This window comes from Streptomyces cadmiisoli, assembly GCF_003261055.1.
GTDB lineage: Bacteria > Actinomycetota > Actinomycetes > Streptomycetales > Streptomycetaceae > Streptomyces > Streptomyces cadmiisoli.
Genome location: NZ_CP030073.1, coordinates 6,432,278 through 6,445,457, shown reverse-complemented (window position 1 = coordinate 6,445,457; position 13,180 = coordinate 6,432,278). Strand labels below are relative to the sequence as shown.

General features: G+C 72.8%; 16 protein-coding genes. 1 reads left to right on the top strand and 15 read right to left on the bottom strand.

Features of this window, described 5'->3' with window-relative positions; translation table 11 throughout:
- Positions 1–72: 72 nt before the first annotated feature.
- The 11 genes from lgt to hisI form a co-directional block, all read right to left on the bottom strand.
- Positions 73–1,107, bottom strand: a complete 1,035-nt coding sequence (gene lgt, locus DN051_RS28225; protein WP_112439745.1) for a prolipoprotein diacylglyceryl transferase — start codon at positions 1,105–1,107, stop codon at positions 73–75.
- 82 nt (positions 1,108–1,189) lie between these two features.
- Entirely contained in the window at positions 1,190–1,966 is a 777-nt protein-coding gene (locus tag DN051_RS28220; protein WP_053764120.1) for a DsbA family protein, read from the bottom strand.
- A 93-nt stretch (positions 1,967–2,059) separates the two neighbouring features.
- Positions 2,060–2,875: a tryptophan synthase subunit alpha gene (trpA, locus tag DN051_RS28215; protein WP_053764089.1), complete on the bottom strand. Its 816-nt coding sequence runs from the start codon at positions 2,873–2,875 to the stop codon at positions 2,060–2,062.
- Complete coding sequence (gene trpB / locus DN051_RS28210) at positions 2,872–4,158, bottom strand: tryptophan synthase subunit beta (RefSeq protein WP_112439744.1); 1,287 nt, start codon at positions 4,156–4,158, stop codon at positions 2,872–2,874. The genes trpA and trpB overlap by 4 nt, the downstream gene beginning before the upstream one ends.
- A gap of 83 nt (positions 4,159–4,241) precedes the next feature.
- Entirely contained in the window at positions 4,242–4,439 is a 198-nt protein-coding gene (trpM, locus tag DN051_RS28205) for a tryptophan biosynthesis modulator TrpM (protein ID WP_079002165.1), read from the bottom strand.
- Between the two features lie 20 nt (positions 4,440–4,459).
- On the bottom strand, positions 4,460–5,269 hold the full coding sequence (trpC, locus tag DN051_RS28200) for an indole-3-glycerol phosphate synthase TrpC (protein ID WP_053764087.1): 810 nt from the start codon (positions 5,267–5,269) through the stop codon (positions 4,460–4,462).
- A gap of 188 nt (positions 5,270–5,457) precedes the next feature.
- The gene (locus DN051_RS28195; RefSeq protein ID WP_112439743.1) at positions 5,458–5,904 is read right to left on the bottom strand and encodes a DUF2752 domain-containing protein; all 447 of its coding nucleotides are present in this window, start codon (positions 5,902–5,904) and stop codon (positions 5,458–5,460) included.
- A 94-nt stretch (positions 5,905–5,998) separates the two neighbouring features.
- Entirely contained in the window at positions 5,999–6,292 is a 294-nt protein-coding gene (locus DN051_RS28190; protein WP_053764085.1) for an HGxxPAAW family protein, read from the bottom strand.
- A 174-nt stretch (positions 6,293–6,466) separates the two neighbouring features.
- The gene (locus DN051_RS28185) at positions 6,467–7,111 is read right to left on the bottom strand and encodes a TIGR02234 family membrane protein (protein WP_112439742.1); all 645 of its coding nucleotides are present in this window, start codon (positions 7,109–7,111) and stop codon (positions 6,467–6,469) included.
- A gap of 84 nt (positions 7,112–7,195) precedes the next feature.
- Complete coding sequence (locus DN051_RS28180; protein ID WP_053764083.1) at positions 7,196–8,674, bottom strand: anthranilate synthase component I; 1,479 nt, start codon at positions 8,672–8,674, stop codon at positions 7,196–7,198.
- 11 nt (positions 8,675–8,685) lie between these two features.
- Positions 8,686–9,084, bottom strand: a complete 399-nt coding sequence (gene hisI / locus DN051_RS28175; protein WP_112439741.1) for a phosphoribosyl-AMP cyclohydrolase — start codon at positions 9,082–9,084, stop codon at positions 8,686–8,688.
- An 83-nt stretch (positions 9,085–9,167) separates the two neighbouring features.
- On the opposite strand from hisI, the gene DN051_RS28170 reads away from it, so the two are divergent.
- Positions 9,168–9,803 carry a TIGR03085 family metal-binding protein gene (locus DN051_RS28170; RefSeq protein ID WP_053764082.1) on the top strand — a complete coding sequence of 212 codons (636 nt, stop codon included), beginning with the start codon at positions 9,168–9,170 and terminating at the stop codon, positions 9,801–9,803.
- 8 nt (positions 9,804–9,811) lie between these two features.
- Here DN051_RS28170 and DN051_RS28165 read toward each other — a convergent pair whose 3' ends face one another.
- The 4 genes from DN051_RS28165 to priA form a co-directional block, all read right to left on the bottom strand.
- Positions 9,812–11,071 (bottom strand): MFS transporter, encoded by a 1,260-nt coding sequence (locus tag DN051_RS28165; RefSeq protein ID WP_053764118.1) that lies wholly within the window; start codon positions 11,069–11,071, stop codon positions 9,812–9,814.
- Positions 11,072–11,284: 213 nt separating this feature from the next.
- Positions 11,285–12,040: an imidazole glycerol phosphate synthase subunit HisF gene (gene hisF, locus DN051_RS28160; protein WP_112439740.1), complete on the bottom strand. Its 756-nt coding sequence runs from the start codon at positions 12,038–12,040 to the stop codon at positions 11,285–11,287.
- A gap of 25 nt (positions 12,041–12,065) precedes the next feature.
- Positions 12,066–12,458, bottom strand: coding sequence for a RidA family protein (locus tag DN051_RS28155; protein ID WP_053764080.1), 393 nt, complete (start codon positions 12,456–12,458; stop codon positions 12,066–12,068).
- A complete protein-coding gene (priA, locus tag DN051_RS28150) occupies positions 12,455–13,180 on the bottom strand; it encodes a bifunctional 1-(5-phosphoribosyl)-5-((5-phosphoribosylamino)methylideneamino)imidazole-4-carboxamide isomerase/phosphoribosylanthranilate isomerase PriA (RefSeq protein WP_053764079.1) in 726 nt (241 codons plus the stop codon). The genes DN051_RS28155 and priA overlap by 4 nt, the downstream gene beginning before the upstream one ends.

The window sequence follows — 13,180 nt, the reverse complement described above, 5'->3', positions numbered from 1 at the left end:
CCGCCACGACACACGACGAGGGCGCCCGGATCGCTCCGGGCGCCCTCGTCGGTACTGTGCGCGCTGCGGCGGTCAGGACTTCTTCGCGGACCCGGCCCCGTCCTCGGCCTTCGTGTCGCCCGCGCCGCCGGACTTCGCCCCGGCGTCGGCCTTCACGTCGGCGTCGGACTCGCCGTCCGCCTCGGCCTTCCCGTCCGCGTCGTCGCCGGTCTTCGTGTCGGCGGCGTCGCCGGTGGCGGCGGAGTCGTCGGTGGCGCCGGTCCTGTCGCCGTCACCGGAGTCCCCGTCGACCGCGGCGGGCTCCACCACGGCCTCCCGGCCCGGCCGCTTCTTCGCCGACAGCACGATGTAGAGCACGGCGAGCAGGAAGACGACCAGCGCGGTCCAGTTGTTCAGCCGCAGGCCCAGGATGTGGTGGGCGTCGTCGACGCGCATGTACTCGATCCAGAACCGGCCGGCGCAGTACGAGGCGACGTACAGCGCGAAGGCGCGGCCGTGGCCGAGCTTGAAGCGGCGGTCCGCCCAGATCACCAGCAGCGCGACACCGATGCACCACAGGGACTCGTACAGGAACGTCGGGTGGTAATAGCCCGGCACCCGGCCGTCGACCGTGGACGTGATGTGCACCGCCCACGGCAGGTCGGTCGCCCGGCCGTACAGCTCCTGGTTGAACCAGTTGCCCCAGCGGCCGATCGCCTGGGCCAGCGCGATACCGGGGGCGACGGCGTCGGCGTAGGCGGGCAGCGGGATGCCGCGGCGGCGGCAGCCGATCCACGCGCCCACGGCGCCGAACGCGATGGCGCCCCAGATGCCGAGGCCGCCCTCCCAGATCTTGAAGGCGTCCACCCAGTCACGGCCCTCGCTGAAGTACAGCTGGTAGTCCGTGATCACGTGGTAGAGCCGGCCGCCGACCAGTCCGAACGGCACCGCCCAGACCGCGATGTCGGCGACCGTCCCGGACCGGCCCCCGCGGGCGATCCAGCGCTTGTTGCCGAGCCAGACGGCCACGAAGACACCGATGATGATGCAGAACGCGTAGCCGCGCAGCGGAACGGGGCCGAGGTACAGCACCCCGCGCGACGGGCTGGGAATGTAGGCAAGTTCCATGGCAAGAACGACGCTACCGTGCCGGACGCGCCCGACGGCGGGCGGCCCGGCTACGGGTCCATAACAGGCTGAGGCCGGGGCCTCAGCCCTGCGCGGCCTCCTGCACCTGCTGCTTGAGCTTCTCGGGGGTCATCTTCTGGTCCTGGAAGATGTTGGTGCCGTTGAGCAGAACGGTCGGCGTGCCCGAGAAACCGCCCTTGGTGAAGGCCTCGGCGGACTTGGCGACCCAGCTGTTGTGCGTGCCGTCCTCGACGCACTTGCGGAAGGCCGGCGTGTCCAGGCCGTCGACCTTGCCGGCCAGCTCGATCAGCCGGGCGTTGTCCGCGAAGGCGTCGTCGGTCTCCGGCGGCTGGTTGTCGTACAGCACGTCGTGGTATTCGGTGAACTTGCCGACGTCCTGGGCGCAGGCTGCGGCGTTCGCCGCGTTGCGGGAGCCGGTGCCGCCGAGGTTGCCGTCGATGATCGTGGCAAGGCGGTACTCCGCCCTGAGCTGACCGCCCTTCGTCAGCTCGTGGATCACCGGGCGGTACGTCGTCTCGAAGGACTTGCAGGCCGGGCAGCGGAAGTCCTCCCAGATCGTGAGCGTGGACCTGGCGTCGTCCTTGCCGACCGGGATGACGAGGTTGTCCTCGCCGTTCGCCCCCGAGGGGGCCACGACCGGGCCCGCGCTCTCGTCGCCCTCGTCCTTGCCGGCGTTCGCGGCGACGACGCCGATCACCGCCGCCAGGCCCAGGACGCAGACGACGGCCGCGCCCACCACCAGCGCCCGCCTGCGCTTGTCCGCGGACTTCTGCTTCTCGCGCTCGACCGCCAGCCGCTCCCGGGCGGTGCGCTTTCCGTCACGGTTCTTCTCGCTCACACCCCGCAGAACGAACCGGGGAGGCACACCGCGCCTCCCCGGTCCCAGGTCCACTCGTTCGAGTGACCGAATATTCCGCTGTGCGTGCCCGCGCTACGCCTGTCCGCGCACGCCCGCGGCCAGCTCGCCCGCGAGCGCGCGCACGGCCTCGACACCCGCCGGGTGGTCGGGGGCGTCCAGCATCCGCTTGACGAAGGCGGAGCCGACGATCACGCCGTCGGCGAAGCCGGCCACCTCGGCGGCCTGGGCGGCGTCGGAGACACCGAGACCGACGCAGACCGGCAGGTCGGTGGCGGCGCGGGTGCGCTCCACCAGGTCCTCGGCCTGCGCACCGACCGACGCGCGAGTGCCGGTGACGCCCATCAGGGACGCGGCGTACACGAAGCCGCTGCCGACCTCGGTGATCTCGGCGAGCCGCTTGTCCTTGCTGCTGGGCGCGACGACGAACACCGTCGCGAGGCCGTGCTTCTCGGCGTGCTCGCGCCACAGCGCCGACTCCTGCACGGGCAGGTCGGGCAGGATGCAGCCGGCGCCGCCGGCCGCGGCCAGCTCGGCGGTGAAGCGCTCGACGCCGTAGCGGTCCACGGGGTTCCAGTACGTCATGACGAGGACCGGCTTGCCGGTGGCCTCGTGGGCCTCGCGGACCGTCCGCATCACGTCGGCGATCCGGACGCCGCCGCGCAGCGCGATGTCGTCGGCGGTCTGGATGACCGGGCCGTCGAGGACCGGGTCGCTGTGCGGCAGCCCGACCTCCATGACGTCGGCGCCGCCGTCGAGGACGGCCTTGATCGCCTCGATGCCGCCGGTCACGGTCGGGAAGCCGGCCGGAAGGTAGGCGATGAGGGCGGCGCGGCCCTCGGCCCTCGCCGCGGCGAGGGTGTCGTTCAACAGCTGGATGTTGCCGCTCACTTGGCGTCCCCCTCGATCTCGGCGGTCTCGGTGTCCGCGTCGGCGGCGACCTCGGCGTCGGTGTCGTACAGGCCGAAGTAGCGGGCGGCGGTGTCCATGTCCTTGTCCCCGCGGCCGGACAGGTTGACCACGATCAGCCCGTCCGTGCCCAGCTCCCGGCCGACCTCCAGGGCGCCGGCGAGCGCGTGCGCGCTCTCGATGGCCGGGATGATCCCCTCGGTGCGCGACAGCAGGCGCAGCGCCTGCATGGCCGCGTCGTCGGTGACCGCCCGGTACTCGGCGCGGCCGGTGTCCTTGAGGTAGGAGTGCTCGGGTCCGATGCCGGGGTAGTCCAGACCGGCCGAGATCGAGTACGGCTCGGTGATCTGGCCCTCGTCGTCCTGGAGGACGTAGGAGCGCGAACCGTGCAGGATGCCGGGCTCGCCGGCGGTCAGCGTCGCCGCGTGCTCGCCGGACTCGACGCCGTGCCCGGCGGGCTCGCAGCCGATGAGGCGGACGTCCGCGTCGGGGATGAAGGCGTGGAAGAGGCCGATGGCGTTGGAGCCGCCGCCGACGCAGGCGATGGCGGCGTCCGGGAGCCGGCCGGCCCGCTCCAGCAGCTGGCGTCGTGTCTCCACGCCGATGACGCGGTGGAAGTCGCGGACCATGGCGGGGAAGGGGTGCGGTCCGGCGACGGTGCCGAACAGGTAGTGGGTGTGGTCGACGTTGGCGACCCAGTCGCGGAAGGCCTCGTTGATGGCGTCCTTCAGCGTCCGGCTGCCGGACTTCACGGCGATGACCTCGGCGCCGAGCATGCGCATCCGGGCCACGTTGAGGGCCTGTCGCCGGGTGTCGATCTCGCCCATGTAGATCGTGCACTCCAGGCCGAACAGCGCGCAGGCCGTGGCCGTGGCCACGCCGTGCTGGCCGGCGCCGGTCTCGGCGATGACCCGGGTCTTGCCCATGCGCCTGGTCAGCAGGGCCTGCCCGAGCACATTGTTGATCTTGTGGGAGCCGGTGTGGTTGAGGTCCTCCCGCTTGAGGAAGACGCGGGCGCCGCCGGCGTGCTCGGCGAACCGGGGCACCTCGGTCAGGGCACTGGGGCGCCCGGTGTAGTCGACGAGCAGTTCGTCGAGCTCGCGCGCGAACTCGGGGTCGGACTTCGCCTTGTCGAACTCGACGGCGACCTCGTCCACGGCGGCGACGAGCGCCTCCGGGATGAACTTGCCGCCGAACGCGCCGAAGTAGCCCTCGGCGCTGGGCACCTGACCGATGGGATCAGGAAGGAAGAACTCGCTGGGCATGCGGAAACCTCACGGTGAGTGTGTGGATCGACACTGTTCGCCGTGGGGGCGGGGACGGTTCCGCGGCAGCGGACCGCTGTGGACTAGCCGCGCGTTTCCCCGCGCCCCCCGAGGGGGCGCTGCCATCGCCGGCCGTTGACCTGTCCCGGTTCGTCGCCGATCACGTACCGCACCCGGCGTCCGTGGACCCGGCGCGCGGGCGCACGGCAGCCGCGAGGCCGGCAGCCGCGGGCCAGGCGCGCGTACGGGTCCCTGGTCGCCAGGGTGGTCGGGACGGTCATCGGCACAAGCCTAGCGGGAGTCAGCCGCGCCCCTGGCGCAGCGCCGGGTGCGCGCCCGCCGCCACCAGGTCGGAGACGGCCGTCCTCGGGTCGCGGCCGGTGACGAGGGACTCGCCGACCAGGACCGCGTCGGCCCCGGCGTTGGCGTACGCGATGAGGTCGTGCGGGCCCCGGATGCCGGACTCGGCGATCTTGATGACGCCCTCCGGGATCTCCGGCGCGACCCGCTCGAAGGTGCCGCGGTCGACCTCCAGCGTCTTGAGGTTGCGCGCGTTGACCCCGATGAGCTTGGCGCCGGCGTCCACCGCGCGGTCGACCTCGTCCTCGTCGTGCACCTCGACGAGCGGCGTGAGCCCGATGGACTCCGCCCGCTCGATGAGGGACTCCAGCGCGGCCTGGTCGAGCGCGGCGACGATCAGCAGCGCGAGGTCGGCGCCGTAGGCACGGGCCTCCCAGAGCTGGTACGAGGTGACGATGAAGTCCTTGCGCAGGATGGGGATGTCCACGCGGGAGCGAACCGCCTCCAGGTCCGCCAGGGAGCCGCCGAAGCGGCGCTGTTCGGTGAGGACGGAGATGACGGCGGCGCCGCCCGCCTCGTAGTCGGCCGCGAGGCCGGCCGGGTCGGCGATCGCCGCCAGCGCACCCTTGGACGGGCTGGAACGCTTGACCTCGCAGATGACCTTGACGCCGTCGCCGCGCAGGGCCGCCAGGCCGTCCTTGGCCGCGGGGGCCTTCGCCGCGCGCTCCTTGAGCTCGTCGAGGCTCACGCGCGCCTGCCGCTCCGCGAGGTCGGCCCGCACTCCGTCGATGATCTCGTCGAGCACACTCACGCGAGCGGCCCCCTTCCAGACGGTTGACTGTTAAAGCGTTTGGGTCTCTGCCCAGGGCTGCCTCGTCAGCCGGGGCCGGAGGCGTTACCGAAGGCGAAACCGGCGGTCACTGCGATGGTATCCGGAGGAAGGCGTAGTCCTCGCATCCGGTTGACGCCGGTCCCACTACCTGGACGTTTGGTAGTTGATCAAGGGTGAAGCCAGCCACCGAAGGGCAGGTTCCGGACAATCGTGAAGGCGAGCAGCAACGCTCCCGCAGTCCACAGGTGCAACGGCCGGGGAGCGATCCGCAGCGGACGGCCCCGTGCCGCCCGGAACGCCCAGACGCCCCAGAGCACGGCGAAGACGAGATATCCGGCCACGGCCGGGGCGTTCGCGTGGAGCGCCGCGGCGAGGTCGCCGTGCACAAAAGCGTGCGCGCTGCGCAGTCCGCCGCAGCCGGGGCAGTACACGCCCGTGAGGCGCAGCAGCGGACAGACGGGGTAGTGGCCGGGCTCATTGGGGTCGACCGCGCCCACGTACGCGAAGGCGCCGGCCACGGCCACGAGGACCGCCCCGGGCCCGGCCAGTCGGGCCGGCGCGCTGCGGACGGCGGACGGCGGGACCCGGCGGCTGTCGGCGTTCACGCCCCGCATTGTCCCCCGGCCGTGCCGCGGACACACGCAAGGGGCGGCCCGGCGTCATGCCGGACCGCCCCTTGGACGAGGTCGCGCGGGAGGCCGTACGGACTCAGCTCTCGGCGGCCACCGGCTCGCGCGTGGCCTTCGGCGACACGGCCTTGGCCGTGGTGACGCTCTGCATCATCCGCAGCGGCTGCGAGTTCGACTTCGGCTGGCCGAGTCCCATCCCGCGCATGATCCAGCCGACCACACCGCCCACGGGCAGAAGCACCATGCCGAGCCAGAAGCCGACCGGGTTGTCCATCACCATGTACGCGCCCGAGACGCAGAAACCGATGAAGACGATGATGGAACCGGTCCAGGCGGCCGGGGTGTGACCGTGACCGTGGCTGCTGCCCGCCATTGCTTGCTCCTCGTTGCCGTGTGGTGTGTGAGCCATGTGTCTGTCGTCCATTGTCCCGTACGCCGGACCGTACCGTGCGCGTGGGGCACCGCCCCGGCACGTCTGTTTCGCCACATCAGGGGCGCGCCCGCAGCGGCACGGTGACGGAGCGGGGTCGGTGCGCGGTCCCGCCCGCTACGCGGGTCCGGTGCCCGTGGGGTCCTCACCGCGGTCGAGTGCCTTCCACAGGTCCTCGGGCCGGTCCGGGTCCACGGCGGCGGCGCGGCGCGGACGGGTGCCGCCCCGCTCGTAGCGGCCGGACATCGCGGGCCACAGCCGGCCGTAGCGCAGGGCGAGCAGCCCGGCGAGCAGGATCAGGACGCCGCCCACGGCCGCGGCGTACGGCCACGCGGTGTGGGTCAGGGCGTCCACGGTGGCCGAGGTGTCGCCGGAGGCCCGCGCGGCCTGCTCGTCCAGCGCGGAGCGGTCGGAGGCGCCGAACAGGGCGGCGGCGATCGTGCCGGCGCCGCACAGCGTGAGCAGCACGGACACGGCGACGCGGCCGGCGCGGCGGACGGCGAAGACGGCCACGAGCGAGGCGAGTCCCACTATGGCGAGCGCCGCGGGCACACCCGTGACGTCGCTGCCGTCGGCGGTCAGCGGGAACGGGCCGCCGGCCACCATGGTGGTGCCTTGCGACCACTGCTGCCGGGTGGCCAGCAACGCGACGGTCGCGCCGAGCGCGCCGCAGAGCAGCGCCACGGCGAGGCTCCGGCGGTCGGCCCGCGCGGATCCCACGGCTTCGGAACGGGGGTGAGGTGCAGCAGTCACGTACTCCACTATCGCCTGAACCCCGGGCGAACCGTCACCCGGGGTTCACGTGAGAAGCGCCCCACCGCGCCGAGGCGTCGAGTTCCGGCCCGTTCACCGGCCCAGGCGGTTGGCCGTGTGCACCGCGCGCAGTACCGCGGCCGCCTTGTTGCGGCACTCGTCGTCCTCGGCGACCGGGTCGGAGTCGGCGACGATGCCGGCCCCCGCCTGGACGTAGGCCGTGCCGTCGCGCAGCAGGGCCGTGCGGATGGCGATGGCGGTGTCGGAGTCGCCGGCGAAGTCGAGGTAGCCGACGCAGCCGCCGTACAGGCCGCGGCGGGACGGTTCGAGTTCGTCGATGATCTGCATCGCGCGCGGCTTGGGCGCGCCGGACAGCGTGCCGGCCGGGAAGCAGGCGGTGAGCACGTCGAACGCGGTGCGGCCCGCGGCGACCCGGCCGGTGACGGTCGAGACGATGTGCATGACGTGCGAGTACCGCTCGATGGACATGAAGTCGACGACCTCGACCGAGCCGGGCTCGCAGACCCGACCGAGGTCGTTGCGCCCGAGGTCGACGAGCATCAGGTGCTCGGCGCGCTCCTTGGGGTCGGCGAGCAGCTCGTCGGCGAGGGCCTGGTCCTCCTGCGGGGTGGCACCGCGGTGCCGGGTGCCGGCGATGGGGTGGACCATGGCCCGCCCGTCCTCGACCTTCACCAGCGCCTCGGGCGACGAGCCGACCACGTCGAAGCCGTCGAAGCGCAGCAGGTACATGTACGGCGAGGGGTTGGTGGCCCGGAGCACCCGGTACACGTCCAGCGCGCTCGCCCTGCACGGCGTCTCGAACCGCTGCGAGGGCACGACCTGGAAGGCCTCGCCGGCCCGGATGCGCTCCTTGATGTCCTCGACCGCCTCCTGGAAGTCGGGGCCGCCCCACAGCGCGCTGTACTCCGGCAGCTCCGAGGGGGGCAGCACGGCCGGCGGCTGGGCCACCGCGCGCGTGAGGTCGGCCTCCATCGCGTCGAGCCGGGCCGTCGCGTCGGCGTGGGCCTCGTCGACACCGGTGTCGAGGTCGTTGTGGTTGATCGCGTTGGCGATCAGCAGGACGGAGCCCTCCCAGTGGTCCATCACCGCGAGATCGCTGGTCAGGAGCATGGTCAGCTCGGGCAGCCGCAGGTCGTCCCGCTCGCCGGGGCCGATCTTCTCCAGACGGCGCACGATGTCGTAGCCGAGGTAGCCGACCATGCCGCCGGTGAACGGCGGCATGCCGTCCTGGTGCGGGGTGTGCAGGGCCTCGATGGTGGCGCGCAGGGCGGCGAGCGGGTCGCCCTCGACCGGGACGCCGACCGGTGGCGTGCCGAGCCAGTGGGTCCTGCCGTCGCGCGCGGTGAGAGTGGCGGACGAGCGCACCCCGATGAACGAGTAGCGGGACCAGGAGCGGCCGTTCTCCGCGGACTCCAGCAGGAAGGTGCCGGGGCGCTCGGCGGCGAGCTTGCGGTACAGCCCGACCGGGGTGTCGCCGTCGGCGAGGAGCTTGCGGGTGACGGGGATGACGCGGCGGTCCGTGGCCAGCTTGCGGAAGGTCTCGAGGTCCATGGCGGCCGACCCTACTGATCCCGCGCCGGTATGCCGTCTTCCGCTTCCTGCGACAGCGCCAGCACATCGGCGTCGAAGCAGGTGCGCGCCCCGGTGTGGCAGGCGGCGCCGACCTGGTCGACCTGGACCAGCACGGTGTCGGCGTCGCAGTCGAGGGCGACCGACTTCACCCACTGGACGTGGCCGGAGGTGTCCCCCTTGACCCAGTACTCCCCGCGGCTGCGCGACCAGTAGGTGCAGCGGCCCGTGGTGAGCGTGCGGTGCAGTGCCTCGTCGTCCATCCAGCCGAGCATCAGCACCTCCCCCGTGTCGTACTGCTGGGCGATGGCGGGCACGAGCCCGTCGGCGCTGCGCTTGAGACGCGCGGCGATCGCGGGGTCGAGGCTGCTCGGTGGAGGCGTGCTGGTCATGGTTGCCATTGTGCCGCGCGGCGCCGGCAACTCCGGGCGGGCGTCCACTGTCCGGACCTCCTGCCCGGTCGTAGGCTGACTCCATGTCGACCTTTGCCAAGCGTGAACGGCTCCTTCTCGCCGACCTCTTGGAGACCGCCGGTCCGGACGCACCCACCTTGTGCGAGGGCTGGCGGACCCGTGATCTGGCCGCGCACGTGGTGGTGCGCGAACGGCGCCCGGACGCCGCCGGGGGTCTTCTGATCAAGCAGCTCGCGCCACGCCTGGAGAAGGTGATGGAGGAGTTCGCGGCCAAGCCGTACGAGGAGCTGATCCAGCTCATCCGCACCGGTCCGCCGCGCTTTTCCCCCTTCCAGCTCAAGCAGATCGACGAGATGTCGAACACGGTCGAGTTCTACGTCCACACCGAGGACGTCCGCCGCGCGCAGCCCGACTGGTCGACGCGCGAACTCGACCCGGTCTTCCAGGACGCCCTGTGGTCCCGGCTGGAACGCCAGGCCCGTCTGATGGGCCGCGGCATCCCCACCGGCCTGGTGCTGCGCCGGCCGGACGGCCAGACGGCCGTCGTCCAGCGCGGTACGCCGGTCGTCACGGTGACCGGCGAGCCGTCGGAGCTCCTGCTGTTCTCCTACGGCCGCCAGAACGCCGCCAAGGTGGCCGTGGACGGCGACGAGGACGCCGTGGCCAAGCTCCAGGAGTTCAGGCAACTGGGCATCTGAGGGCGTGGTCAGCCGGGCAGCTCGGCGCGGCGCAGGTCCCGGGCGCACAGGACGACGACCCCGCCGAGCCCGCAGATCGCGGCGCTGACGACGAACACCGGCCCGGTCCCCCACGCCCCGACGGCCGCCGCGGTCACCGGCATGCTGAGCGGGGCGAAACCGAGGCTGACCAGACTGGCCACGGCGGTGACCCGGCCGAGGTACGCGGGGTCCGACCGGGTCTGCAGCAGCGCCCCGCACAGGGCGCCGCTCAGCCCCGCCAGCAGTCCGACGAGCAGGGCGACGCCGACAGCGGCGGCGAGATGGGGGACGTGGGCGAGGGCGCCGATGGCGACGGAGCCCGCGAGGACGGCCCACCCGGCGACCAGACCCGCGTGCGGCACCCGGCCCCGCGCGGCCAGCAGCAGGGAGGCGACGCCGGCGCCGACACCGAATCCGGCCAGCACCCAGCCCATCCCGGAGGCGCCCCAGCCGCGCTGGTCGGCGAGCAGGGTCAGGCCCACGTTGAGGGGGCCGACGAAGCCGAGGTCGCCGAGCGCGATGGCCAGCATCAGCGGGCCGAGGACGCGGTGGCGGCGGACGTAGGCCAGCCCGTCGCGCAGGTCGCCCCACGCGGTCCGGCTCGCGGAGTCCTCGGTGTCCTCCCCGTCGTCGGGGATCCGGTCCCGGACCCGGACGGAGACCAGGAGCGGCACCGACACCGCGATCAGCACTCCGGCCAGCGCGAACGCCGCCGCCGCACCGCCGGCCGCCACGCCCAGGCCGCCGAGCGGGGCGCCGACCACGCTCGCGCAGCGGATCGCCAGACCGCGCAGCCCCTGGACCCGGGCGAGCTGGTCCTTGCCCGTGATCCGCGCGGGCAGCGCGCCCACCGCGGGTATGAACACGGCGTCCACCGCGCCGAAGACCAGCGCGAGCACCGCGAGAAGCCACAGTTCGGGTCCGGTCGCGTACAGCAGCGCGGCGACCGCGAGCACGGCCGCGCAGCGCACGGTGTCGCTGCCCACGACGACCCTGCGCGGCCCCAGCCGGTCGGCCAGCACTCCCCCGCCCAGCATCAGCAGGGCGCGCGGCAGCGCGCTGGCGGACATCACCAGTCCGGCCTGCGCAGGGGACCCGGCCTGGACGGCGGCCCAGGACAGGGCGACGTAGTAGACGCTGTCGCCGATCATCGAGGAGGTGTACGCCCCGAGCCAGCGCAGCACCTGGGGATCACGGTGTGCGGGCCGCGCGACGGCCGGGGGCGTGGCGGTGGGCGCGACCGTCACGGACACGACCTCTCTTGTCTTGTTCTCTGTACCGGGAGCGGGCCGGATCACGGCCCCTTGGGCCGGTTTCCGCGGTGCGACGGCCGGCAGCCCGCCGGTGGCCGTCGCAGCGCGGGGTGGCGGCACGCCGTGGAGGGCATCGGCCGAGGAGACCCGTGTCGAAAGGACCCGCGTCGAAGGCGTTGGTGCCGGGGGTTCAGGCCGGGCGGCGGGTCACCGGACGGGGCGGCCGGCCGCTCGCAGCGTCTGCTTCACCTCGCCGATCCGCAGATCGCCGAAGTGGAAGACGGAGGCGGCCAGGACGGCGTCCGCGCCCGCCTCGATCGCGGGCGGGAAGTCTGCGAGCTTGCCGGCGCCGCCGGAGGCGATCACCGGCACGGTGACGTGCTTGCGCACCGCCGCGATCATCTCCAGGTCGTAGCCGTCCTTGGTGCCGTCCGCGTCCATCGAGTTCAGCAGGATCTCCCCGGCGCCCAGCTCGGCCGCCCGGTGCGCCCACTCCACGGCGTCGATACCGGTGCCCCGGCGACCGCCGTGCGTGGTGACCTCGAAACCGCCGGACTCGGTGCGGCGGGCGTCCACCGACAGCACCAGGACCTGCCGGCCGAACCGCTCGGCGATCTCCCGGATCAGGTCGGGCCGGGCGATCGCGGCGGTGTTCACACCCACCTTGTCGGCGCCGGCCCGCAGCAGCCGGTCCACGTCCTCGGCCGTGCGGACGCCGCCGCCGACCGTCAGGGGGATGAAGACCTGCTCGGCGGTGCGGCGCACCACGTCGTAGGTCGTCTCCCGGTTGCCGGAGGACGCGGTGATGTCGAGGAAGGTCAGTTCGTCGGCGCCCTCCGCGTCGTACACCTTCGCCATCTCGACGGGGTCGCCCGCGTCGCGCAGGTTCTGGAAGTTGACGCCCTTGACGACCCGGCCGTTGTCCACGTCCAGGCAGGGGATGACTCGGACCGCCAGGGTCATACCGCTCGGCTCCTCACGAATGCCACTAGCCTCTGAAGGCTTCCAATTCCACTTCGACCAGGATGCGCGGGTCCACGAAACCCTCCACGACCAGCAGGGTCGACACCGGACGCACCGCGTCGAAGAGTTCCTTGTGGGCCCGGCCCACCTCGTCCACGTCCCGCGGATGGGACAGATACAGGCGGGTGCGGACCACGGACTCGATGCCGAGCCCGAACTCGCCGATCGCCTCGACCGCGCCGGTGAGGGCCACCTTGGCCTGCTCGTACGGGTCGCCCTCGCCGTACAGGACGGTGCCCTTGAAGGACGTCGAACCGCCCACCAGCACGCGGTCGCCCGCCGCGACGGCGCGTGCGAAACCGAAGGTTTCCTCCCAGGGGCTCTCGCTCTGCACGCGCCGTACGGCTTCGGACGTCATGACGACACAGCCTCCAGGGCCTCTTCCAGCGTGAACGCCTTCGCGTAGAGCGCCTTGCCGACGATGGCGCCCTCGACACCGACAGGTACCAGCTCGGCGATCGCCCGCAGGTCGTCCAGCGACGACACGCCGCCGGACGCCACGACCGGCCGGTCGGTGGCGGCACACACGTTCTTCAGCAGCTCCAGGTTGGGGCCCTGGAGGGTGCCGTCCTTGGCGATGTCCGTGACCACGTACCGCGCGCAGCCCTCCCGGTCGAGCCGCTCCAGCGTCTCGTAGAGGTCGCCGCCGTCCCGGGTCCAGCCGCGGCCGCGCAGGGTCGTGCCGCGCACGTCGAGTCCGACCGCGATCCGGTCGCCGTGCTCGGCGATGATCCCGGCGACCCACGCGGGGCTCTCCAGGGCGGCCGTGCCGAGGTTCACCCGGGTGCAGCCGGTGGCGAGGGCGGCCGCCAGGGAGGCGTCGTCCCTGATGCCGCCGGACAGCTCCACCTTGATGTCCATCGCCCCGGTGACCTCGGCGATCAGCTCGCGGTTGTCGCCGGTGCCGAAGGCGGCGTCCAGGTCGACCAGGTGCAGCCACTCGGCGCCCGCCCGCTGCCAGGCGAGAGCGGCCTCCAGGGGGGAGCCGTAGGAGGTCTCCGTGCCGGACTCACCGTGCACGAGGCGGACGGCCTGGCCGTCGCGGACGTCGACGGCGGGGAGGAGTTCGAGCTTGGCCAT